Annotated in this window: 19 protein-coding genes; 9 read left to right on the top strand and 10 right to left on the bottom strand. The window is 58.7% G+C overall.

Annotated features, from left to right (window positions below):
- The first annotated feature begins 93 nt into the window (after positions 1-93).
- From AB4P92_RS06955 to AB4P92_RS06925, 7 genes are all read left to right on the top strand, one after another.
- Positions 94-810, top strand: a complete 717-nt coding sequence (locus AB4P92_RS06955) for an FKBP-type peptidyl-prolyl cis-trans isomerase (protein ID WP_042558398.1) — start codon at positions 94-96, stop codon at positions 808-810.
- Between the two features lie 294 nt (positions 811-1,104).
- Positions 1,105-1,560 (top strand): YkvA family protein, encoded by a 456-nt coding sequence (locus AB4P92_RS06950; RefSeq protein WP_042558399.1) that lies wholly within the window; start codon positions 1,105-1,107, stop codon positions 1,558-1,560.
- A 112-nt stretch (positions 1,561-1,672) separates the two neighbouring features.
- Complete coding sequence (locus AB4P92_RS06945; protein ID WP_042558400.1) at positions 1,673-2,014, top strand: helix-turn-helix transcriptional regulator; 342 nt, start codon at positions 1,673-1,675, stop codon at positions 2,012-2,014.
- On the top strand, positions 2,011-2,382 hold the full coding sequence (locus AB4P92_RS06940; RefSeq protein ID WP_003223109.1) for a hypothetical protein: 372 nt from the start codon (positions 2,011-2,013) through the stop codon (positions 2,380-2,382). Before AB4P92_RS06945 ends, AB4P92_RS06940 begins: the two co-directional genes overlap by 4 nt.
- Entirely contained in the window at positions 2,383-2,790 is a 408-nt protein-coding gene (locus AB4P92_RS06935; protein ID WP_047300331.1) for a sel1 repeat family protein, read from the top strand.
- A 236-nt stretch (positions 2,791-3,026) separates the two neighbouring features.
- Positions 3,027-7,808: an RHS repeat-associated core domain-containing protein gene (locus AB4P92_RS06930; protein WP_395599175.1), complete on the top strand. Its 4,782-nt coding sequence runs from the start codon at positions 3,027-3,029 to the stop codon at positions 7,806-7,808.
- Positions 7,805-8,224, top strand: a complete 420-nt coding sequence (locus AB4P92_RS06925) for a hypothetical protein (protein ID WP_261737238.1) — start codon at positions 7,805-7,807, stop codon at positions 8,222-8,224. Before AB4P92_RS06930 ends, AB4P92_RS06925 begins: the two co-directional genes overlap by 4 nt.
- 122 nt (positions 8,225-8,346) lie before the next feature.
- Here the strand turns inward: AB4P92_RS06925 and AB4P92_RS06920 are convergent, their stop codons facing one another.
- Complete coding sequence (locus AB4P92_RS06920) at positions 8,347-10,143, bottom strand: bifunctional diguanylate cyclase/phosphodiesterase (protein ID WP_395599174.1); 1,797 nt, start codon at positions 10,141-10,143, stop codon at positions 8,347-8,349.
- 134 nt (positions 10,144-10,277) lie between these two features.
- A complete protein-coding gene (locus AB4P92_RS06915; protein ID WP_162184575.1) occupies positions 10,278-12,362 on the bottom strand; it encodes a carboxy terminal-processing peptidase in 2,085 nt (694 codons plus the stop codon).
- A 138-nt stretch (positions 12,363-12,500) separates the two neighbouring features.
- Between AB4P92_RS06915 and AB4P92_RS06910 the strand changes: the two genes are divergently transcribed.
- On the top strand, positions 12,501-13,463 hold the full coding sequence (locus tag AB4P92_RS06910; protein WP_115148225.1) for a zinc-binding dehydrogenase: 963 nt from the start codon (positions 12,501-12,503) through the stop codon (positions 13,461-13,463).
- A 96-nt stretch (positions 13,464-13,559) separates the two neighbouring features.
- Here the strand turns inward: AB4P92_RS06910 and AB4P92_RS06905 are convergent, their stop codons facing one another.
- From AB4P92_RS06905 to AB4P92_RS06880, 6 genes are all read right to left on the bottom strand, one after another.
- Positions 13,560-14,213: an HAD family phosphatase gene (locus tag AB4P92_RS06905; RefSeq protein ID WP_047300339.1), complete on the bottom strand. Its 654-nt coding sequence runs from the start codon at positions 14,211-14,213 to the stop codon at positions 13,560-13,562.
- A gap of 111 nt (positions 14,214-14,324) precedes the next feature.
- A complete protein-coding gene (locus AB4P92_RS06900) occupies positions 14,325-15,314 on the bottom strand; it encodes an ABC transporter ATP-binding protein (protein ID WP_042558408.1) in 990 nt (329 codons plus the stop codon).
- Positions 15,311-16,111 (bottom strand): ABC transporter permease, encoded by an 801-nt coding sequence (locus AB4P92_RS06895; protein ID WP_042558409.1) that lies wholly within the window; start codon positions 16,109-16,111, stop codon positions 15,311-15,313. Before AB4P92_RS06895 ends, AB4P92_RS06900 begins: the two co-directional genes overlap by 4 nt.
- Entirely contained in the window at positions 16,098-16,934 is an 837-nt protein-coding gene (locus tag AB4P92_RS06890) for an ABC transporter permease subunit (RefSeq protein ID WP_162184598.1), read from the bottom strand. Before AB4P92_RS06890 ends, AB4P92_RS06895 begins: the two co-directional genes overlap by 14 nt.
- A gap of 5 nt (positions 16,935-16,939) precedes the next feature.
- Positions 16,940-17,746 (bottom strand): alkaline phosphatase family protein, encoded by an 807-nt coding sequence (locus AB4P92_RS06885; protein ID WP_115148224.1) that lies wholly within the window; start codon positions 17,744-17,746, stop codon positions 16,940-16,942.
- Between the two features lie 180 nt (positions 17,747-17,926).
- On the bottom strand, positions 17,927-18,994 hold the full coding sequence (locus AB4P92_RS06880) for an ABC transporter substrate-binding protein (protein WP_047300342.1): 1,068 nt from the start codon (positions 18,992-18,994) through the stop codon (positions 17,927-17,929).
- Between the two features lie 350 nt (positions 18,995-19,344).
- Between AB4P92_RS06880 and AB4P92_RS06875 the strand changes: the two genes are divergently transcribed.
- Complete coding sequence (locus AB4P92_RS06875; RefSeq protein WP_047300343.1) at positions 19,345-20,058, top strand: UTRA domain-containing protein; 714 nt, start codon at positions 19,345-19,347, stop codon at positions 20,056-20,058.
- Between the two features lie 481 nt (positions 20,059-20,539).
- On the opposite strand, the gene AB4P92_RS06870 is transcribed toward AB4P92_RS06875, so the two are convergent.
- Both AB4P92_RS06870 and AB4P92_RS06865 read right to left on the bottom strand, forming a co-directional pair.
- A complete protein-coding gene (locus AB4P92_RS06870; protein WP_395599173.1) occupies positions 20,540-21,874 on the bottom strand; it encodes an amidohydrolase in 1,335 nt (444 codons plus the stop codon).
- A gap of 66 nt (positions 21,875-21,940) precedes the next feature.
- Entirely contained in the window at positions 21,941-24,094 is a 2,154-nt protein-coding gene (locus AB4P92_RS06865; RefSeq protein ID WP_150596970.1) for a mechanosensitive ion channel family protein, read from the bottom strand.
- Between the last annotated feature and the right edge of the window lie 64 nt (positions 24,095-24,158).

The raw sequence follows: 24,158 nt of genomic DNA, 5'->3' as shown, positions 1-24,158 counted from the left end.
CCTGCTCTCATGCCGGTAGCCATTGGTCGTGGCGGCCTGATAAGCTCGCGGCTTTACTCGATTGCCCTTTCGGCGCATGAACAAGGAAATAGCATGAAACAGCATCGGTTGGCGGCGGCGGTAGCCCTGGTTAGCCTGGTACTTGCGGGTTGTGATTCGCAGACCAGCGTAGAGCTGAAAACCCCGGCGCAAAAAGCTTCCTACGGTATCGGCCTGAACATGGGCAAGAGCCTGGCTCAGGAAGGCATGGATGATCTGGACTCCAAAGCGGTAGCCCAGGGCATCGAAGATGCCGTCGGCAAGAAAGAACAGAAGCTGAAAGATGAAGAGCTGGTCGAAGCTTTCGCCGCGCTGCAAAAGCGTGCCGAAGAGCGTATGGCCAAGATGAGCGAAGAGTCGGCATCCGCCGGCAAGAAATTCCTCGAAGAAAACGGCAAGAAGGCTGGTGTGACTACTACCGCTTCCGGCCTGCAATACGAAGTGGTCAAGAAAGCCGACGGCGCACAGCCTAAGCCTACCGACGTAGTGACCGTTCACTACACTGGCAAGCTGACCAATGGCACCGTCTTCGATAGCTCCGTCGAGCGCGGCAGCCCGATTGATCTGCCGGTGAGCGGCGTGATTCCGGGTTGGGTTGAAGGTCTGCAACTGATGCACGTTGGTGAGAAGTACAAACTGTACATCCCTAGCGATCTGGCTTACGGTGCGCAATCGCCAAGCCCGGCAATCCCGGCCAACTCGGTTCTGGTCTTCGACCTGGAACTGCTGGCTATCAAGGATCCAGCCAAAGAAGACGCCGCTGCCAAGTAATCGGCAACGGCTTCGACAACAACGCCTCGCTTATGCGGGGCGTTGTTGCATCTGGACCTTGAGGAGGGTAAACAAAGCGAACCGATGCCGGTCAGAAGAGTCATAGGCTTTGAGGCTGCCCGCGCTAGACGCCCTGAGCCGCCAAGTCAATGAAATATTGGGGTTTTTTATGTGAGTAAAAAACGCCCGATCTGAGCGCAGCCCTTATAAAACGGGGCTCTCAGCGCGCAAATGCAGCTCTGTTCACAAGGTTATCCACAATTTGTGTGGATAACATTTCAACGGGAGGAATAGATGAAAGCTCCGTGGAATTTCGCTCGATTCCTGCCTTTGGCTGGCCGCCTGCTGGCTCGCGGTCGTCTGCCGACCTTGCTGTTCGCGGTGGCCAGCAAAGGCGCGGCGCAAGGCAATCGGCTCGGCAAGCTCAAGGATGACCTGCGTTTGCTTCAGGCTTTGTGTCTGGCCTACTGGCGCGGAGAGTACCGCGCGATCAGTGGCAAGGCCCTGGTTTCAGTGGTCGCGGGCCTGATGTACTTTCTCAGCCCGGTGGACGCGATTCCGGATTTCATCCCGGTATTCGGCATGCTTGATGACATCGCCGTCCTCGCCTGGCTGATGAAAGTCCTCGATGATGAACTCGGTGCCTTCCGGCTTTGGCGCAATCGCCAGAATCCGGAAAAACTGGCAGTCGCGGAACGCTTGCCCGATACCCCCGAACAACTTCAGCTCCAGGGTCCGAAAAAGCCCTGATTCATTCGGCTCGCAGACAGATAGATACCCCTCGCGACCTTGGCCGCTGTTAGGATTACACTTCTAGGGAAAAGTGCCGACTCGCTAAGTGTTGTTGTCCTACGGGGTAGTCATGGATATTCAGATAATTGCACGCGATGGCGAACCCGAATACGCGGTTCTGCCTTGGGCTCAGTATCAGGCTCTACTAAAAGCAGCAGGTATCAAAGAAGCACCGTCGCAGCAGGCTCCAGAGCCGCTCGCGGCAACGCCGGACCCGATTCTTCCAGGTCTGGATCAACTACGCAGTTTGCGCGAAGGGAAGGGCATCGCCATCGAGGCGTTGGCCCGCACGGTAGGCATTAGCCCGTCATATCTGGCCATGATCGAAAGTGGTGAGCGTCTGCCTGACGCCGCGATTCGTCGTAGCCTCGCTTGGGAGCTGACGGTGCCAGGGTGGAGGGATGAATCGTGAGCGTACGCATCAGTCGTCAACATTGGGACGGATTACTCGGTGAACTGGACCAGGCGCGCCGACAGCGTCATCTGCTGACCTATCGGGCCTTGCTTGAACGGCTGCAATTGCCGACACCGGCGATGCAAACCCTGACTGCCGCGCTTGAGCACCTGGCCGCGCTGGATGCCAAGGCCGAACAGCCGTTACGCAGCTCGCTGGTGATCAGCCAAGGCGCGAGTCGTTTGCCGCGCACCGGTTTTTTTGAATGTGTCGAACGTCTGGGGCGGTTTTCCGGGCCGTCCGATGGCGTTGCCGCAGCGTCCTGGCATGCATCGGAAGTGGTCAGGGTTTTCGAATATGAATACCCGGAATCAGCGGAGGCCTGAGTGTTTCTACGACTCAAGGCGCGGGCCAGCTATTGGCTGGCTCGCAGGCTGTTTCACTGGTCATGGTTTGTGCGCCAGCCTCGCGGGTGGCGCTGGCTTGAAGGTCAGTTTGCACGCATGGCCAACCTCGGCGATGTCGGCGCGCAAAGCTTCTATGGCCACATTCTGACCTTTCGCGGTGTGGGGTTGGGAGCGCGTGAAGAAGGCGTGCGCCTGTTGCGGTTGGCGGCTCTGGCGGGTGATGGCAAAGCGGCCTATCAGGTTGGTGTGATCAGCCTGGCTGGCACCGCGAGCAAAGCGCCAGACCCTGCCGAAGCCGCGCGCTGGTGGGGAATGGCCGCCAAGGCCGGGCACCCGTTGGCCGAGCTTAAATTGAAAGAGCTGGGTGCTGGAGATTCAACGCAGTAAATCCATTTGTGTCGTCCGATAAACGGGGCGTGAGGGAAACCTCACGCCCCGTTTGCGTTTTGTCTGCTCGTTTAGCTCTTTTGCTGTTTTTGCAGATAAATCCTACAGCCATCGCTTACTCGCCTGACTTCTTTTCTGATTGATCCGTCGCACAGTTCCCGCGCCTATTTTTTGCGCGAGGGAACGCTCATGTTCGACCCGGTAACTCAGTCCGCCCAGCACCCCGACGTGCGTTGATGGAAGCCATCACTCGCATCGAGCAAGCACTCGACAGCTTCCCCGACACCCTCAGTCTCTACCGCGAACAGCTCGAACACTGGGCCAGCCGCACGGCCGACACTGTCAGCCACGCCGCTGATCTGCCGTCGCTGGTGGGTATGGAGCGGATCATCCGCTTCGGCGATCGCACTACGGCCGTCAGCAGTAGCGACGACGAATTTTTCTCCAATATCGCCCAGTGCCCGAAGGGCGGATTGATGTTGATCGAGAGCAAGTTCGAATCGGTCTACGAAATTCCGCTGGGCAACATCGTGGTCGATGTGGTGGCGGTGGATGGAGGCGAAACAACACCCATCACCCTCAATGCCGAAGGCAAGGGCGAATTCAGGGGAACAGAGGGTAAGTTCTATCGCGTGCATGTGCACGGTGAGGTCACCGCGGAACAGGTCAGGGCGTTGTTCAAGTCCTATGACGGTTTAACCGGTGAGCTGGATGACTGGTTGCGCGGCGAATGGCAAGGGTTCAAGCCGCAGTGGTCGCATTCGGTGGCGACGGCGGTGGGCAACGGCATGCTCGCCGGCAGTTGGGCGGCGATCGAGGGGGTGTGGGACAGCATCGGGATGCTGTCGGACATTCTCAAGGATCCGGGCAAGTTTGCCGAGCGGTTGGGCAGTGGCGCGACTGACTTGATTGATCTGGCCGCCACGGCTCCTGAGGTCATGGAGAAGCTTCAGTTACTGGTCAGTGACGAAGCGACGCTGTGTTTGCTGTTGCGTACCGCCAGCCTGTGGCTGGAGATGCTGCCGCCGAGCCAGATCGCCGGTAAAACCGCGCAAGCGGTATCGATGATGATGGTGCAAGTGCTGATCGACGTGCTGATTGCCGTCATTCTGACTTTCGCCAGTGGTGGCGGAGGGATCGCTTATCTGACTCTACGTCTGGCAGGTCACGCGGTTCAACTGCTCTCGGCGCTGGTGCGGTTGGTGAAGGCGATGTTCGGCATCGTCAGCGTTTTCATCAAGTACGTTGATCAATACAAGACTGTTGCCGCGCGCGGGATCGCCGCGGGTATCAAAAAAGGCCGGATGCAATTGCGCTGGAATGCCAAGCGCAACACCTTGCTGAAAAAAGACGAACACCACGACGATTCGCCGGACCAGGCAAAAAACCCCAACGGCAACAGCGCCGATTGCGTGCCGCAGACCTGTACCAACGGCTGCCCGGTGTCGATGGTTACCGGCGAAGAACTACTGACCCTGAGCGATGGCGTGCTCGATGGGCTGCTGCCATTCGAGTTCACAAGGCTGTATCGCACCAGTGCCGCCGAAATCGATGTCGGGCTGGGGTTTGGTTGGAGTCATTCGCTGGCGCATCGGCTGGAGCTCGATGGCGACGGTGTTGTTTGGGTTGATCATGAAAACCGGCGTACGCGGTTCCCGTTGCCGAGTGTTGAGCGCCCGGCGATTCATAACAGTCTGTCGCGGGCGGCGATTTTTCTCGGGGATGAACCGGAAGAACTGATCCTCGCGCTGGCGGGGGATGCGGCACGGTTTTATCACTTTCGGGCCGGGCGTCTGACGGCGGTTAGTGATGCGTATGGCAATCGTCTGCGCATTATTCGGGATCGGCAGGATCGGGTTCAGCGTCTGGACAATGGCGCGGGTCGGGCACTGTTGTTGCGTTATGACCGCCAGCACTTGGTGGCCGTCGACTATCAGTCGTTTCAGCAGGATGAATGGACGACTGAGCAAACCCTCGTCAGCTACCGCTACGACGCCTATCAGCGTCTGGTCGAGGCGCGCAACGCGGTTGGCGACAGCGAGCGTTACGACTACGACGATCAGCACGTCATCCTCCAGCGGCAGCTCACGGGCGGCGCGAGCTTTTTCTGGGAGTGGGAGCGGTCAGGGAAATCGGCGCGTTGCGTCAGGCATTGGGCGTCGTTCTCGCAGATGGACACGCGCTACGTCTGGCATGACGACGGCAGTGTCGTCGTGCATTACGTCGATGGCACCGAAGAAACCTACGTCCACGATGACCGCGCACGACTGGTGCGCAAGGTCGAGGCCGATGGCGGTGAACACCTCAAGGCCTACGACGGTTCGGGCCGCTTGGTCGCCGAGCAGGATCCCTTAGGCGCCGTCACCGAATACCGCTACGACGATGTCGGACGGCTGATCGCGCTGCTTCCGCCAGACGATGTGCCAACGTCCTACGAGTACCGCAACGGTTTCCTGCACAGCCGTTCCCGTGGCGACGCGGTATGGACCTACCGGCGCAATGCTCAGGGCGATGTGACTGAGGCGGTCGATCCTGATGGTCAGGTCACGCATTACCACTACGACGCTCGCGGGCAGCTGCTGTCGATCCGTTACCCGGACACCAGTCGGCACGTTTTTGTCTGGAACACCCTCGGTCAGTTGGTTGAAGAAACCCTGCCCGATGGCGGTGTGCGGCGCTTTTCCTACGATGCACTGGGGCGCAGGACTACCACTGCTGATGAACACGGTGCGGTCACGCGTCAGCATTGGGACGCTGTTGGCCGACTGATCCAGACGACTTCTCCTACGGGCGCCACTCGCGCCTACAGTTATGGCGCCTACCACCAGGTCACTGCCGAACGCGACGAGCTCGGGCGCATCACCCGTTACGAGTATGACGACGACCTGCACCTGGTCTCGCGTCGGATCAACCCCGACGGCACGCGGGTGCAGTACCGCTACGACCATGCGCAACTGCTGCTCACCGAAATCGAGAACGAGTCTGGCGAAAAGTATCGACTGGACTACACGCCGACCGGACTGATCCGACAGGAAACCGGCTTCGACGGGCGGCGTACGGCCTACGCCTACGATCTTAACGGTCATCTGCTGGAAAAGACCGAATTCGGCGATGACGGCTCGGTGTTGGTCACGCACTACGAGCGCGATGCGGCCGGGCGCTTGCTGGTCAAGACCTTGCCTGACGGGGTCAAGGTTATCTATCAGTACGACCGCCTCGGTCGACTGACTGGCGTCGACGACGGCCAGAAACATCCGTTGGCCTTCGAATACGACCTGCAGGACCGGTTGATCACCGAGCATCAGGGCTGGGGCACGCTGCGTTATGCCTACGACGCCTGCGGCCAGCTCAAACGCATGCGCCTGCCGGACAACAGCAAGCTCGATTATCAGTACGCCAAGGGCGGCGCACTGACCGCCATCCACCTCAATGGCGCGCCCCTGACGCAACACGTCTATCAGTCGGGCCGCGAACAACAACGCCAGCAAGGTTTGCTGCTCAGCGAATATGCCTACGACGATCAGGGCCGACTGCTCGCCCACGCCGTAGGCCATCAGCACGATTCGCTGTACCGCCGCGATTATGCCTACAGCGCCAACGGCAATCTGGAGCACATCGCCGACACCCGTCACGGCCAACGCACCTATGGCTACGACGCCCTCGACCGCCTGATCCGGGTGCGCCACTCACGCGACGAACTACCGGAATCCTTCGCCCACGATCCGGCCGGCAACCTGCTCATGCAGGAGCGCCCCGGCCCGACACACATCAAGGGCAACCGCCTGCTGATGCAGGGCGATCGCCACTACGACTACGACGCCTTCGGTAACCTGATCCGTGAACGCCGCGGCACCGCGCAGAAACTGGTCACCGAATATCGCTACGACTGCCAGCATCGGCTCATCGGCCTGACCCGCCCCGACAGCAAAACCGCGACCTACCAGTACGACGCCTTCGGCCGGCGGATCAGCAAAACCGTCGACGGCGAAAAAACCGAGTTCTTCTGGCAAGGCGACCACCTCGTCGCCGAAAGCAGCAAAACCCAGCACCGCAGCTACGTCTACGAACCCGGCACCTTCCGCCCGCTGGCACTGCTCGACGGCAAAGGCCCAAAAAAGGCCTGCCCGTTCTACTACCAACTCGACCACCTCGGCACCCCCCAAGAACTCACCGACTACAGCGGTGAAATCGTCTGGTCGGCGCAATACGACGCCTACGGCAAAGTCGCCGCAATCACCCTGGCCGGCGAGGAATACCTGGATCAACCGCTGCGCTTTCAGGGGCAGTACTTCGACGCGGAAAGCGGCCTGCATTACAACCGGCATCGGTATTACGACCCAAGGCTTGGACGGTATTTGACGCCGGACCCGATCAAGTTGGCGGGTGGGTTGAATCAGTACCAGTACGTGCCGAATCCGACGGGGTGGGTGGATCCGTTGGGGTTGAGTTCCAACTGTCCGCCGTCAGCACCGCGTCGTCCGATGCGGTACGAGGCTGGTCGCGTGGTCGTCGAAGAGGGCGCGCCCCCGCTGCCGAAAATGACGGCGCAGGAGCGACGGGCGAGGCTTGATGAGGTGGCTGAAGAGAATGCGAAGCGTCGGGTACATGAATATGAAGAACTCTATGATATGCACACTGTAAAAAAGCACAGTTCCGAAATTCCCGATCGAGCTCTAAAACAGCGAGCAATCAATGGCGCTGATCCTCACACTGGCGTCGTTCCAATACCACCTAGAGGAAACCCAAGCTCACAATTCCATAATTGGCGAATGCATTTAGGTGCATTAAACAAGGCGATGACCAGGGATAAAAATGGCTTAATTATGCATACGGGGCAGGATCAGAATGACACTCCGATAGTCAGGTTCGAATTGCCTGGTGCAGGGCGAGGCTACAAACCGAACAGGAACGATCCGCAAAATCCGATTCTGAATGAGAATATGAACTGGTTTGAGGTTAAATTTGATAAGACAAACATGCAAGAACCGTTTACAGGTTTTCCTTCGGAGAAGAAATGATGTTGAAAGATCCGTACTTAAATAAGCCTTTCAATCCAAGATTTAGCTGGCTTGTTGGTGTTTTTGATGTCTATGACCGAGAGGAGACTCGAGGTGTCGAACTCAGTGTATATAATCCGAATATTTCTGATGATAGAGAGAAGCTTATAAAGAAGTATTGTCTAAATCTGCCGTATCTATCATATAGACATAAGCTGGTTTTGTTTGAAGCTTTAGAGTCGGCGTTAGAAGATTCAAACTATAATTTTAGTATTTTTTTTGATATTGATGAGTGCGAAACATCCAGCTGGCCTAGGGGGGAATGGTATTCGTTAAACAACCCTCGTTGTTTTTTTGAAGAGATCTACCGCTTGGCGAAAGAGGTTTGGGGGGAAGATCTTGAGAAGGCTGCTGGTGAGGACAGATCTACATGGTGAGGACGATATTTCAATAAAAATGGGCACTGTTGATTTTGTTTGTGGAACTAGTATCAAGGTAAGCAATTAGCTGCGCCAACTTGCCCCTCGTGAGTAGCCTTGCTCCCATGGAGATCTGGTCGCTATTTAATCACGTGTCCGATTAGTTGCGGTGGATGGATGTCGGTCGCAGTGAGACTATCAATTACATGCACGCTATACCCGGGAACATTTTTGGCATGGTGCTTCGCCTGCGAAGCCATCTCCGCAAGCTGACTGGCATCAAGGTGCGCGCAGGCGTCGGGTTGTAGATGCACAACACCGATAGACAATGACAGCAACGGAAACTCCTGCCGCACACCCTGTCGATTCGGCGCGATAAAGCATCCGGCCTCCAGATGTTCAGGGCGATAGAAACGTCGGCACTGGCTCTGGAAGTCATCCAGTAACTGGTTGAGGCGTTTGCGCCAGTCTTCGGGGCCGAGGACGAGGAGGAAGTCGTCGCCGCCGATGTGGCCGACGAAGTCGCGGGAGGGGTCGACGCGTTCGTTGAGGCATTGCGCCAGGCACAGCAGGACTTCGTCGCCGCGGCCGTAGCCGTAGATGTCGTTGAAGGGTTTGAAGCTGTCGATGTCGACGTAGCAGATGACCGACTCGCGGCCTTGCTGCAGAAGGCGGGTCAGGCATTGCTGGATCGGCACGTTGCCGGGCAGCAGGGTCAGCGGGTTGGCGTAGCGGGCCTGCTGGATTTTCAGTTCGGTGATCAGTTTGAGCACGTCGATCACCCGGCCGAGGCCGAGGTAGCCGCCGTTGAGGGTGATGATGAAATCTTCTTCGATGCGTTGGCGGGCGCGGCTGGTGATCAGGCGGCTGACCTGTTGCAGCGACTGGCTCATTTCCACGGCGAGGAAGTCGTCGTTCATCAGGCGGCTGATGGGTTTGCGGGCGAACAGGTCGGTGGCGAAGGGTTTGAGCAAGGCATCCGACAGGGAGTGGCGGTGGACGATGCCGCACGGCTGGCCTTGTTCGTCGAGCACTGCCAGCGAGTTGAGATTGGCTTGGCGGCGGAAGGCTTCCAGCACGGTGGCGGTCGGCGTATCGCGCCCCACGGCCGGTTGCTCGTTGAGCAAGGCGCTGAGATCGCTGCCTTCGTCGTTCAGCGCCACGGCGCTGCTGTCGTGTTTGGGCATCAAAGCGCGGGCATCGCGGGGTGGATGCTCTTGCGGACGGCCGAGGAGATAACCCTGCACCAGATCGACACCCATTTCCGTCAGCACCGCCAGTTCTTCCGGCAATTCGATACCTTCGGCAATCACTTGAGCCCGTGACGCCTTGGCGATTTGCAGGATTGACCCGACGAACTCGCGCTTCAAGGCGTCCTGATGGATACCGTCGATAAAGTGCCGGTCGATTTTCACGTAATCCGGGCGCAGTTCCGACCACAGGCGCAGGCTCGAATACCCGGCGCCGAGATCATCCAGCGCAATGGAAAAACCCATGGCCCGATAGTGATGCAACGCGGTCTGCAACAACTGGAAGTCGTCGATCGGCGTCTGTTCGGTGAGTTCGATGACCACCTGGCTAGGTGGAATGCCGAAGTCCTGCAGCAGTTGCAACGTGCGCCCCGGCTGGTGCGCGGCTTCGAGCAAGGATTCCGGCGAGACGTTAAGAAACAGCTTGCCCGGCAGTTGCTGCTCGTTGAAACGGCGGCAAGCACTTTGTCGGCAGGCGATCTCCAGTTCGCTCAGGCGCCCGGCCTGACGCGCCACGGCGAACAGCGCGATCGGTGAGTGCAGAGGACTGTTGGACGGGCCGCGGGTGAGGGCTTCGTAGCCGAGAATGCGGCGCTCTGAGAGACTGATGATCGGCTGAAACAGGCTGTGTAATCCGCTTTGAGTCAGGATTGAGCTCAAAGCACTCAGCTGTTCTGTCGTGGTCATGGCAATCTCTGGCGATAAAAAAAGGACTGGGAGCGCGCTCTATGAAGAGAGTGGCTCCCAGTCCTTTATTGCACGACAGAATGATGACTGTTTGATGACGATCCGGGGATCGTCAGCATTAAATCGCCATCACCTTACTTCTTGGCGACCTGGTTGCTCAGCTTCAAGTAATCCAGCAGAACGCGCCCGGTTTCGCTCAGATAAGCATCGTCTTCTGGTTTGAGCTTGTCCGGCTCGGCTGCCGCGAGGGCGTCCTCGTCTTCTTTCTTCAGCTCTTTGAGCGGCTCTTCGCCCTTGGCCTTGCGACGGATGTTCTCCATCACCAGTTGCTTGGCGTCGATGTCTGCATGCTGGGCACGGCGGTCGGCTTCGTTGAGGCTGACGGTTTTTTCCAGCATCAGTTTCTGCGCCAGGGCCAGCTTGTCACGGATGAACACGAACTCGGCATCCTTGGCGGTGCGCGTGTCATGTTCGGACTTGAGCTGTGCCAGGAACGGCTTGAACGGATCGGCCGCCGGTTTGATCGCCGCGCGGATGGTGTCCCACGGCATGGCTTCCGGCAAGGCGCTCTCGCCGATTTCCTTGGTGTCGATCAGCGACGGGTAGTCGATGTCCGGCAGGACGCCCTGGTGCTGGGTGCTCTGACCGGAAACCCGGTAGAACTTGGCCAGGGTCAGTTTCAGTTCGCCATGGTTCAGCGGCTGAATGGTCTGCACGGTGCCTTTACCGAAGGTCTGGCCGCCGATGATCAGTGCGCGGTGGTAGTCCTGCATGGCGCCGGCGAAGATCTCCGAAGCCGAGGCGGACAGGCGGTTGACCAGCAGTGCCATCGGACCTTTGTAGAACGCGCCCGGGTTTTCATCTTCCAGCACGTCGACGCGGCCATCAGCATTACGCACCAGGACGGTCGGGCCCTTGTCGATGAACAGGCTGGTCAGCTCCGTAGCTTCCTGTAGGGAACCGCCGCCGTTGTTACGCAGGTCGATAACCACGCCGTCGACTTTTTCTTTCTGCAGTTCGGTCAGCAGTTTCTTGACGTCACGGGTGGTGCTCTTGTAATCCGGATCACCGGCACGGAACGCCTTGAAGTCGAGATAGAAGGCTGGAATCTCGATCACGCCGAGTTTGTAATCTTTGCCGTCCTGTTTCAGGTTCAGCACGGATTTTTTTACGGCCTGGTCTTCGAGCTTCACCGCTTCACGGGTGATCGGCACGATCTTGGTGGTCTGGTCGTTCGGTGCATTGCTGGCCGGAATCACTTCCAGGCGCACCACGGTGCCTTTCGGGCCGCGGATCAGCTTGACCACTTCGTCCAGACGCCAGCCGACCACGTCGACCATCTCTTTGTTGCCTTGGGCAACGCCGATGATCTTGTCGGCCGGAGCCACCATTTTGGTCTTGTCGGCCGGGCCTGCTGGCACCAGACGCACGACTTTCACCTGATCGTTGTCGCTCTGCAACACGGCGCCGATGCCTTCGAGGGACAGGCTCATGTTGATGTCGAAGTTTTCCGCGTTATCTGGGGACAGATAGTTGGTGTGCGGATCGTAGGACATGGCAAAGGTGTTGATGTAAGCCTGGAAGATGTCTTCCGGACGGGTCTGGTCCAGACGCGACAATTGATTCTTGTAGCGCTTGGTCAGGGTTTCCTGGATCTGCTTGGGCTCTTTGCCGGCGATCTTCATCCGCAGGACTTCGTCCTTGACGCGTTTGCGCCACAGGTCGTCGAGTTCGGCGGTGGATTTGAGCCAAGGTGCGTCCTTGCGATCAATCAGCAAGGTCTCCTTGGTGTTGAAGTCCATCTTGTCGACGCCTTTGTTCAGCTCGGCAAGGGCGAAGTCCAGACGCGATTTGACGCGATCCAGATAGCGCTTGTAGATGGTGAAACCGGCGTTGAGGTCGCCGCTTTTGAGGAAGTCGTCGAACTGGGTCTTCCACTTGTCGAATTCGGCGATGTCGCTGGCCATGAAGTAGCTGCGCGACGGATCCAGCAGCTTGAGGTAGCTGTCATAGATGATCACCGAGCGCGCATCGTCGAGCGGCGGCTTGCTGTAGTGGTGACGCTTGAGCAACTCGACGACGTTCAGGCTGGCGATCACTTCGTCGCGATCAGGCTGTAACTTGTCCCAGCTGTTGGCTGCGAATGTATTGCCCGACACCGGCAACAGGCCGATACCGATGAAAAGTGCTAGGGCGGTGCTGGGGAGCAAATGCTTCATGCTGATTCGACGCGGGGACAATTGATAACGCATATTAGGCCGTCTTTGAAGTCGCCGGTTCTACAAGAGCCGGTCGCATAATGCAAAAAGCCCGGCGCTACAGCTTCGGGCTCAGTCCAGACTCACTATGGAGGCACTGTGAAGGCATTGCAAGGCGTGGAAGGTCAAGTGGCATGGGTTGAAGAGCCGAGTCCTACATGTGATGTAGGACAAGTTCGCATTCGCGTGGCGGCAGCGGGCCTCAATCGAGCCGATTTATTACAAAAGGCAGGGCTTTATCCACCTCCGCCGGGTGCCAGCCAGGTACTCGGTCTTGAGTGCTCGGGGGTGATCAGCGAGGTCGGCGCAGGTTCGTCCTGGCAGGTAGGCGACAGGGTTTGCGCCTTGCTGGCCGGCGGCGGGATGGCCGAAGAGGTGGTGGTCGACGGACGGCATGTGCTGCCGGTTCCGGAAGGTGTTTCGCTGATCGAAGCGGCGGCATTGCCTGAGGTTTACGCAACAGTCTGGCTGAATGTGTTTCAACTTGCGGCGCTCAAACCGGGTGAGAAAGTTCTCTTGCACGCCGGAGCGAGTGGAATCGGTTCAGCCGCCATTCAGCTGTGCAAGGCGTTCGGGAATCCGTGCTGGGTCAGCGTCGGTTCGGCCGAGCGATTGGCCTACTGTGAAAGTCTGGGGGCGCAGGGCGGTGTGGTGCGCACGGATGATCTGGAAAGCCTGCGCGACCTCGGCCCGTTCGATGTCATCCTCGATCCGGTCGGTGGGAATTATTCGGCGCTGAATCTCAAGCTGATAGCGCTGGATGGACGCTGGGTGTTGATCGGTCTGATGGGTGGCCGCGAGGCTAAGCTGGATCTGGCACAGGTATTGGCCAAGCGTGTGCAATTGCTGGGTTCGACCTTGCGCAGCCGTGACGATCAGTTCAAGGCAGACCTGTTCAGTGACCTGAGCCAGCACGTGTGGCCGTTGTTTGCCGAAGGGCGGTTGAAACCGCAATTGGCAAAGGCTTTCCCGGTGAAAGATGCCGAGGCGGCTTTTGCGGAGCTGGCGAGCAATACGGTGGCGGGGAAACTGGTCTTGGTGATTGACGACAGCCTTAGCTGAAAAACGGCAAGATCAAAAGATCGCAGCTTTCGGCAGCTCCTGCATTGGCAAAGTGAACGCCCTGTAGGAGCTGCCGAAGGCTGCGATCTTTTGTTTTTACTTCCAGATGTGGATCGGCCAGCCGGACTTTTCGGCGTGCTCAAGCAACACCGGATCCGGGTTGACCACGTGCGGGAAATCCACCTTCAGCAACAACGGAAGGTCATTGCGTGAGTCGGAATAGAAACTCGCGCCCTCCAGATTTTCTTCTTCAGCATCCAGCCATTCCAGCAAGCGGGTGATCTTGCCTTCGCGGTAGGTCAGGGTCCCGACGGTGTGGCCACTGTATACGCCGTGCGCGACCTCCAGTTCGATGCCGAGAATTTCGTCGATGCCCAATCGATCGGCAATCGGCTTGACCAGGTGCGTGCCCGAGGCCGAGATGACCAGAATCCGGTCGCCGGCCTTGCGGTGGGCGGCGATGGTTTTGGTCGCGTCGCTGAAGATGATCGGCTCGATGAAGTCTTCCACCCACGGGCCGACCAGGTGCTCGACCTCTTCCGGCGTGCGGCCGATCAACGGCTCGAGGCTGAACTCCATGTAGTCTTCCATGCGCAATTTGCCATGGCTGTAGGCATCCATCAGTTCGTTGTTCTTGCGCATGAACGACTCGGGGTCGACCCACCCCAAGCGTCCCATCTGCTCGCTCCAGAGGGTGGCGCAGTCACCGTGAATCAGGGTTTCGTCCAGATCAAAAATTGCCAAAGCCATCGGTTCTCTCCGAGAACAGCTGCGAGCTACAAGCTTCGAGCTGCAAGAGTTGAAATGAGGTGCGTCGCAGTCTACAGCTTGAAGCTTGTATCTCGAAGCTTGCAGCTGCTTTTAAGCGACCTCACACAGGGCCGTCGGATCGATGGAAAGCGCCAGGCGCCGACCGTCGGGATGCAGATCGGCGGCCGAGCGATTGAGCACATCCACTACCAGTTCCACGCCGCGTGCTTCAACGCGATAACGGATGACGTTGCCAAGCAGGCTGTGGCTGCGGATCTGCGCGTCGAGCTCGCCGTTGAGGCTCAATTCGATGGCTTCCGGGCGAATGGCGATGCGGTGATTGATCGGGCGCTGCAACAGCTTCGATGCTTGCTCTGCGTCGAGCAGGTTGTAGTTACCGATGAAGCCCGCAGCGAACACATCGACCGGTGCCGTATACAGGGTTTCAGCATCGCCACTTTGTACGATTTTTCCCTGATTCATGAGGAAAATCCGGTCAGACATGGTCAGCGCTTCTTCCTGATCGTGTGTGACGAAAATCGTGGTCAGGCCAAGTTCGCGCTGGATCTGGCGAATCTGCTCGCGCAGGTGTTTGCGAATTCGCGCATCAAGTGCCGACAGTGGTTCATCCAGCAACAACAATCGTGGGCGAGTCACCAGCGAGCGGGCCAAGGCAACGCGCTGACATTGGCCACCGGACAGTTGATGCGGATAACGGCTGGCGAAGTCGTTCAGTTCAACGAGTTTCAACACCTCGGTAACCCGCTTGTGGCTGTCGTCGGCATTTACCTTTTGCATGCGCAGGCCGAACGCGACGTTCTGTTCCACGGTCATGTTGGGGAACAGCGCGTAGCTCTGGAACACCATGCCGATGCCGCGCTTCTGCGGACTGAGTGGCACGATGTCGACGCCATCGAGCAGTATCTTGCCGCCATCGACCGATGTCAGGCCGGCGATGCAACGCAGCAGGGTGGATTTACCGCAACCGGAGGGGCCGAGCAGGGTGACGAATTCGCCCTTGTTGATTTCGCAGTCGATATCGCTGAAAACGGTAGTGCCCGCATAACTTTTCTGCAGATGTTGGACGCTGACATAGCTCATTCGCTTTTGTCCTTGTTCAAGATGTTGGCGATCCAGGTCAGGACCAGCACGAATAAGAAGTAGGAGATAACCAGCGCACTGGTGAAGTGACCGCTGCTGTTACGCATGTTGTTCAGATAGACCTGCAGGGTTTCGTAGCGGGTGCCGACGAGGATGTTGGCAAACACGAACTCGCCGAACAGGAACGAGAACGACAGCAGCAACGCCACCATCAGGCCTTTGCGCAGGTTCGGCAGTACCACCAGAATCGCCGCCTGAAAGGTGCTGGCACCGAGCAGTTGTGCAGCGTCCATCAGGTCGCGCAGGTTGATCGCTTGCAGGTTGTTGGTAATCGCCCGGTACATGAACGGCAGCGCCACGGTGAAGTAGCAACCGATCAAAATCCACGGCGTGCCGACCATTGCCATCGGCCCGGAACCGTACAGTTGCAACAGGCCCACGGACGACACCACTGGCGGCACCGCGAAGGGCAGCAGGATGAGGATGTTCATCAGCGCATCGAGTTTCGGGAAGTGGTAATGCACCACGAACAACAGCGGCAGGATCAACACCACCGACAGCACCAGCGCGCCGACACACACCAGCAATGACTGGCCGAAAGCGTGGAGGAAACGCGGGTCGCTCCACAACTGGATGTACCACTTGAAGGTAAAGCCGCTGGGCAGAATGGTCGCCGACCAACTGCTGGCAATCGAGTAGATCAGCGTGCCCACCAGCGGCAGCAAGAGGATGGCGAACAGCAGGTAGACCACGACGCGGTGGTAGATGCCGACCGGGCCGGATTCAACGCGAGACATGGTAGCTCCTCTTCAACAGCAGTTGATGCACGACGGTGACGATGGTCATCAGCGCGACCAGCACTACGGCCAGCGCACTGGCCAGATTCGGATCGAGCGAAATATCGCCGGAAACCATCGCGGCAATGCGGATCGGCAGCACGTTGAAGTTGCCCGTCGTCAGCGCATACACCGTGGCATAAGCACCGAGCGCGTTGGCCAGCAGGATCACGAAAGTACCGAGCAGTGCCGGCGTCAGCACCGGCAAGCCAATGTGGCGCCAGAACTGCCAGCCGTTGGCGCCGAGCAGCGCGGCGGACTCGCGCCAGTCTTCACGCAAGGCGTCGAAGGCCGGATAGAGCAGCAGCACGCCGAGGGGAATCTGGAAATAGGTGTAGAGGATGATCAGCCCGGTTTTGGAGTACAGGTTGAAGTCTTCAATGATCCCGGCCTGCTTGAGCATGATCGTGATGCTGCCGTTGAAACCGAGCAGGATGATGAATGCGAAAGCCAGGGGCACACCCGCAAAGTTGCTGGTCATGTTGGCGAAGGCATTCACAAAATTGCGTAGTTTCGAATCCACCCGGCGCAGGGAATACGCACCCAGTACGGCGATGATGATGCCGAATACGCTCGACCAGAAACTGATCTCGAGGCTGTACTGGATCGCCTGCAAATAGAATTTTGAACTGAAGATTTTGGTGAAGTTTTCAACGCCCCAACCAAATTCTTCCGATTGCAGGCTGTTGATCATCACCCAGATCAGCGGGGCGATTTCGAAGACGATAAAGAATAAAGCGAAGGGCACAAGGCACAGGGCTGCCAGCCATTTGCCGCGAGTCATAGCGTTCACTTGAGCAGCTCCCGGCACACAGGTTTGTCGTGGGGCACGCCGAGCAGTTCGCAGACCGTGCCGCAGATTTCGGTCTGCTTGGGGACAGCGCCTGCGTTGAGGCTGAAGGCGTCACCGAGGACGAACAGCGGCACCTGGCGTTCTTCCGGCAGCAGGCCGTTGTGCGAGCGGTCGTTGTTCATGCCGTGGTCGGCGGTCACCAGCACCTGATAACCCGCGTCGAGCCAGTCCTGCAAATAGTCGGCGAGGATGATGTCGGCCGAGCGTGCGCTGTTGCGGTACTGCGAGCTGTCGAGGCCGTGTTTGTGCCCGGCGTCGTCGATGTTCATCGGGTGGATCAGCAGGAAGTTCGGCGCGTGGCGCAGGCGCAGGTTTTCCGCATCGGCGAACAGGTGCGAATCAGGGTAGTGATCGTTCCAGTAGAAATGCCCGTGCTGGATCGGCAGAGATGGATCGTCGGTGTGACGGTCGCGTGCGGCCACAAATGGCGAGCGGTTGTACAGCTCGCTGACCCAGTGATAAGCCGCCGCTGCAGTTTTCAGGCCGGCGTCGCGGGCGTAGTGATAAATGCTGCGCTGACTGGACAGGCGCGAGACGTTGTTGTGGACGATGCCGCTGTCGATCGGCGGCACGCCGGTAAGAATGCATTCATAAAGCGGTCGGGACAGGGCCGGCAACTCGCACTCCAACTGATAGAGCGCGGCGCGTCCTGCGCCAACGTAAGCCTGCAGATGCCCCATGGCGTGGCGCGCGACTTCATGGCTGAGGCCGTCGAGCACGACAAGGATGACGTTGTGCTTCATAGGGGCAAAAACTCCGCGAAACAGGAAACTTCAAATTCAACCCGGATCCCCTGTGGGAGCGAGCCTGCTCGCGAATGCGCCAGATCATTCAACATTGATGTCGACTGAAACAACGCCTTCGCGAGCAGGCTCGCTCCCACATTTGGATCTCAACAGATTACGCAGTAGGGATCAGCCGCCTTATTTCATCTCTACGATGACTTCTTCGTTCCACTTCTGCGGCAGAGCTTTCGAGGTCTTTTCCCAGGCATCGGCGTCCTTGATCGGGGTGACCTTTTTGTACTGCTCGTTCGGCAGCAGCTTGGCCTTCACGTCTTCCGGCAATTGCAGGTGTTCGGCACGGATCGGACGCGCATTACCGCGAGCGAGGTTGGTCTGGCCGGCGTCGCTGAAGATGTATTCGCGGGTCAGCTTGGCGGCGTTGGGGTTTTTCGCGTACTTGTTGATGATGGTGGTGTAGCCGGAAATCACCGAACCGTCAGACGGGATCAGCACCACGTAGTCATCCGGGTTGGCCATCTTGGCTTTGTAGCTCAGGCCGTTGAAGTCCCAGACCACGCCGACTTCGATCTCGCCTTTTTCCATGGTGGCGATGGTCGGGTTGGCCATCGACAGGCGACCTTGCTTGGCGATGTCTGCGAACAGCAGCAGGGCAGGCTGAATGTTTTTCTCGTCGCCACCGTTGGCCAGTGCTGCGGCGAGAACGCCGTTGGCAGCTTGTGCGGCGGTGCTCACGTCACCGATGGAAACCTTGTATTTGCCGCCCTTGAGGTCAGCCCATTTGGTTGGAACTTCGGAACCGTGCAGCAGCTTCTTGTTGACGATGAAGGCGATGGTGCCGGTGTAGGCCAGTGCCCAGTTGCCGTCCTTGTCCTTGGCCCAGTCCGGGACTTGATCCCAGGTGCTTGGCTTGTAGGGTTGCACCACGCCTTGCTTGACTGCGATCGGGCCGAAGGCAGCACCGACGTCGCCGATGTCAGCGCTGGCGTTGTCTTTTTCTGCGGCGAACTTGGCGATTTCCTGAGCCGAACTCATGTCGGTGTCGATGTGTTTCAGACCGTATTTTTTGGCCAGGTCTTCCCAGGTGCCTTTCCAGTTGGCCCAGTCATCGGGCATGCCGACGCTGTTGACGGCGCCTTCCGCTTTCGCAGCGGCTTCGAGGGTTTTCAGATCTGTGTCGGCCGCCATGGCGGCGGTGCACATGGCAATGGTCGAGCCTAACAGTGTTGCCAGGAAAAGCTGTTTCATTCCGAAGCTCCTTGGTCGTGTTCAACGCTGCGATTGCGGTTTGTGTTGGTCTAGGTCAGCAATACCTGAGCCAATTTAAGGGGGCTGGATGACACTTTGATGTCGGTGACCTGGCGTCAGGCCTTTTTTTTGCCCGGTTTTTGCGGCTGCTCGATAAGCGTAGACCATGCCAAAAGCCCCGTAGGGCAGGGATTTGGCCGATGTATTGCAAGTCGTGAGTGCGACCGTTGAGCCGGTTTGTCATCTCTCGGTCATCTGCACTGCCTAGGCTTGCAGCACATGGAAACGGCGTGATCGTCGTGCAGTCTTGCCCCGAAACAGTGCTGGTCTAGTCCAGATAGGTAACGTTGATGCGCGATGAGGCAACAAAAGCGGTGACAGCGATCGGCCAGGTGTTGCAGGAGCAACTCGACCACGGACTTTTGGCGCCCGGCAGCAAATTGCCGGCCGAGCGCAAGCTCAGTGAGTTGTTTGGCACGACGCGGATAACTGTGCGTGAGGCGTTGTTGCAATTGGAGGCGCAGGGCCAGATTTATCGTGAGGAGCGGCGGGGCTGGTTCGTTTCGCCGCCGCGTCTGGCGTACAACCTGATGCAGCGCAGTCACTTTCACGCGATGGTCAGTGCGCAGGGACGGGTACCTTCGACCGAGGTTATTTCGGCCCGACTACAACCGGCTTCGGCGGCGGTGTGTGCGTGGTTGCAACTGCCGGCGTTGTCGAGTGTGATTCAGATTTGTCGGTCGCGGCGGATTGATGGGCGGCTGGTGCTATATGTTGAGCATTATCTGAATCCGCAGTTTTTTCCGGGGATTCTGGAGTTTGATCTGAATCAGTCGATTACCGAGTTGTATGCGCGGCATTACGATTTGCACTATGGGCGGGTGCGTTTCGAGATTGTGCCGACGTCTTTGTCGGTGGATGCGGCGGCGGCTTTACGGGTTTCGGTGGGGAGCCCGGGGTTGCGGATTGCCCGGGTTAATTATGATCAGCATGAGCGGTTGATTGATTGTGATCTGGAGTTTTGGCGACATGATGCGATTCATGTTGGGGTTGATGTTGTTTGATGTTGTTTGACTGTTTTGGGTGAATATTCGTTGCTGCGGTAACGGCCTCTTATGGTTTCGCCCTGACGGTCGACTCCCTTTGGCAAACGCCCCAAAGGAAGCAAAGGGCTTTACCCTGACGTTCGGCCCTCGCTGTGGCTCGGGTTCCTTCGCTCCGGGATTGATCCGGGCGCATCGTCTCCGGTTTGCTTCGCTGCACCTCCTCTCGATGTGTTCGACTTCGTCGAACGGTCGCTTCGCTCCCACCCCCGGATCAATCCCTCCACTCAGCCTGCCGACGGGCCTTTGAGATCAAGAGCTGCAGCCGAGCTAACGCTCATCCTGTTGAGTGGTGAAAAGCGAAGGGCGGGGTTTGCTTTTGTGTGGGAGCTGGTTTGCCAGCGCTGGCGGCGTGACAGCCGGCCAGTCTCTGGCAGGCTGCACACGGTCCAAATGTGGGAGCGAGCCTGCTCGCGAAAGCGCCCCCACGTTCACCTCAAGCTTATTTGCCCGCCCCCGCATTGGCATACAAATAATCCGTCGCCAGCGAGGCCAATGTCCTCACCCCCCCCACCAACGCCGACTCATCCACAAAGAACCCCGGATTGTGGTTCGGTGCAGCCTTGCTCATGTCCTGATCTTTTGGCGTCACGCCCAGAAACACAAATAATCCCGGCACTTCTTTGGCGAAGAACGAGAAGTCTTCCGCGCCACCCACCAGCGGCGCATTCACGACGTCATCCCTGGCTGCCCACTTCAATGTCGGCAGCATTTTGTCCGTCAGCGCCGGGTTGTTTATCGTCGGGTCGTATTTTTCGATGATGGTGACATCGGCTTTCGCACCGCCACTTTCAGCGATTTTCTCGATGGTCTGGCGTACGTCGGCGTGCAGTTTCTGGCGGATGCCGTAGTCGTACGAGCGGATGGTGCCGGTCATGTCGACTGATTCGGGGATGATGTTGTAGCGCGTGCCGCCATTGATGGTGCCGATGCTGACCACCGACGGATAAGACGAAATATCGGTGCGGCGGCTGACCACCGTTTGCAGGCCGACGATGGTTTGTGCACCGACGGTGATCGGGTCGATGCCGTCCCACGGGCGGCCGGCGTGGGTTTGTTTGCCAAGGATTTTGATGCGCAGGTCATCGGAGCTGGCGAGGGTGGCGCCGGGGCGGTAGGCGATCTGGCCGGCGGGGATGCCGGCCCAGACGTGCAGGCCGAAGACGGCATCGGGTTTCGGCGATTTCATCACGCCTTCCTCGACCATCATTTTCGCGCCCCAGGTGTTTTTGCCGTCGGGAATGAAGTCGCTTGGGCCTTCTTCGGCCGGTTGGAAGTAGAACACCACGGTGCCGGGCAGAGTGTCGCGCATGCCTGTGAGAATTTTCGCTGTGCTCAGCAGGATAGCGGTGTGGGCGTCGTGGCCGCAGGCGTGCATGACGTCGACTTCTTTGCCGAGGTAGGTGCCTTTGGCTTTGGAGGCGAACGGCAGGTCGGCGACTTCCTTGACTGGCAGGGCGTCCATGTCGGCGCGCAAGGCCACGGTCGGGCCGGGCAGGCCACCCTTGAGGATTGCGACTACGCCGGTGCGGGCGACGCCGGTTTTGACTTCCAGGCCTAGGGCTTTCAGTTGTTTGGCGACCAGTTCCGAGGTGCGTTTTTCCGTGTTGCCCAGTTCCGGGTGGGCGTGGATGTCGCGGCGGGTTTCCAGCAGTTCGGGTTCGAGCTGTCTGGCCTGTGCGGCGATCTGTTCACGGGTGCTTTCCATCGTTGCCGCACTGGCGTGACTGGCGAACAGAGTGAGCAAAACGGCTTGGGCAATGCGTGTCAGCTGCATCGGGTTTCTCCATGGTTATTGTTTTTCTGGCTTCCCTGCCTGTGACCCAAGTGTCGCTGCGAAGTGCTATTCCTTCGGCTGGCCACCACCGGCGGTGATCACTTGCACGCTCATGCGTGGCGTTGCCAGGTCCAGCCCGGCTTCGTCCAGATGTCGTTTCAGGGAAAGGTTAAACGCCCGCGAGACCTCCCACTGTTTGATCGGCGCAGTCTTGAATCGCGCGCGGAGGATCGCACTGCCGGACTCGAAACTTTCCACGCCTTGAATCTCCAGTGGCGACCAGATGTTGCGGCGTTGCAGCGGGTCGGTGCGCATTTTCTGGCCGACGTCGCGCATGAGTTTGATCGCGTCATCGATTTCCATGTTGTACGGCACGGCGACGCGGAAGATCGCGTAGCCGAATTCCCGCGAGTAGTTTTTGATGCTTTTGATTTCGCTGAACGGGATGGTGTGGACGATGCCGTCGATGTCGCGCAGGCGTACGGTGCGGATGGTCAGGCCTTCGACGGTGCCGAGGTGGCCGCCGACATCGACGTAGTCGTCGATGGCCAGCGAGTCTTCGATGATGATGAACAGGCCGGTGATCAAATCCGCGACCAGTGACTGCGCGCCGAAACCGATGGCCAGACCGATGACACCGGCACCGGCCAGCAGTGGCGTGACGTTCATGCCCATGTTCGCCAGAGCGACGATCAGCGCGATGATGAAAATCGTCACGAATAGCACGTTACGGATCAGCGGCATCATGGTTTGCGCGCGTGCGTTGGCCAGGCCTTTGCGCGAGCGGGTGAGGGCGTGGTGCACGGCAGTGTCGGCGAGGATCCAGATCAGCCAGGAGAAAATCAGTGTGCCGATCAGGCTGAACAGTTTGACGCTGATGTCATGGCCGTCACCTTCGGCGAAACCGATCAGCGACTGGCCCCAGACACGCAGGCCGAGTTCGATGAATACCAGCCACACAAACAGATGCGCGAGGGTATAGAAGAAGTTTTTCAGGCGCTCGGAATAGAGCGCGTGGCGTTTCGGCCCGCGTTGCGGTTTGAGTGAATGCCGGCGGACGAGGCCGTTTATCACCATGCACAACACCAGCAGCACGGTGCAAATCAGCGACTGGCGCAGCGCGGTGCTGGTGTCGCCGGCGGAAACGAAAGTGGCGAACAGCGAGATGCCGACCAGCACCAGCGCTGGCACGTACCAGAAGGTGCCGAGGATTTCGATGGTGTCGCTGAGGGCGCGGCGGGTCAGGCGGCGGGACAGCGGCTGGTTGCGAATCAGGTGCGCTACCGGCCGGCGGAAACGCAGGATGAACAATCCAGTCGACAGCGCAGCGAGCACATTGGCGATGGTCGCGGCGGTGTGCGCCAGATGCACGCCGAGTCCTTCGACCAGTCGCGGGTCGCTCAGGGCTTCACCGAATGCGGCGAAGCTGCCGATCAGCCACAGCGGCCGAAACGCCTGGTGGCGCAGGATGTACAACGCGCGATGGCGGTGCGGGCCGTCGAGCAGGGAAAAGGCGATGACGCAGATTGCCGAGAAGCAGGTGCCGACCACCAGCGCATAGGCCAATAGCATCGCCAGGCTTTTGCCCAGTGACGATGGCAGCGCGTAGCTCATGTAAACGGTGATCACCAGGGCGATCAGCCACGGCCCGAGTTTGCGCAAAGCGAAGCGCAACATGTCGAGGGCCTTGGGGTGTTGCGGCAGTTCTTCGGTGAGACCGAAGCGCATGCGTACGCGATGGCCGAGCCAGATCAGCGCGGCGGCGAGCAGGCTCCAGACCATCAGAATGATGGCGAAGGCAAAGATGATGGGCAGCCATTCGCTGGCCGGCAGTATCAGCGCCTTGAACTCATCCTTGGCCAGATCGAACTCGCTGGACCAGCGCGTCACCGGGCTGTCGGCGCCGGAGAACTGTTTCTCGAAATTGCTCAGTGTGCCGCCAATCAGGCCGAGCACGCCTTGTTCAGGTGAGGCCTGGGCTTTTTTCGTGGCGTCGCGGAGTTTCTTCAGATCGGTCAGCAACTGCGCGCGTTGCTTGTCGTTTTCCAGCGACTTGATGACTTCGTCGAGGGACTGCCCGAGCGGTTCCTGGGCTTCGGGCTGCGCCTTGCTGGTATTGAGCAGGCCCGGCAGACCGACCGCGTGGGCAGGCGCCACTGGCAGCAACGTCATCAGGCAAATGAGGAAAATACAGGGCAGAGCAAACAGACGAGCAAACACTAGGCGGTCAACCTCGCAAGGGGCGGATTCGCTGAAGTGTACGAGCCCGCCGAAAGCAATGCGA

The sequence above is a fragment of the Pseudomonas sp. A0308 genome (assembly GCF_044218815.1).
GTDB classification, from domain to species: domain Bacteria; phylum Pseudomonadota; class Gammaproteobacteria; order Pseudomonadales; family Pseudomonadaceae; genus Aquipseudomonas; species Aquipseudomonas iridis.
The sequence above is the reverse complement of the archived record's forward strand: the minus strand, read 5'-3'. Positions and strand labels throughout refer to the sequence as shown.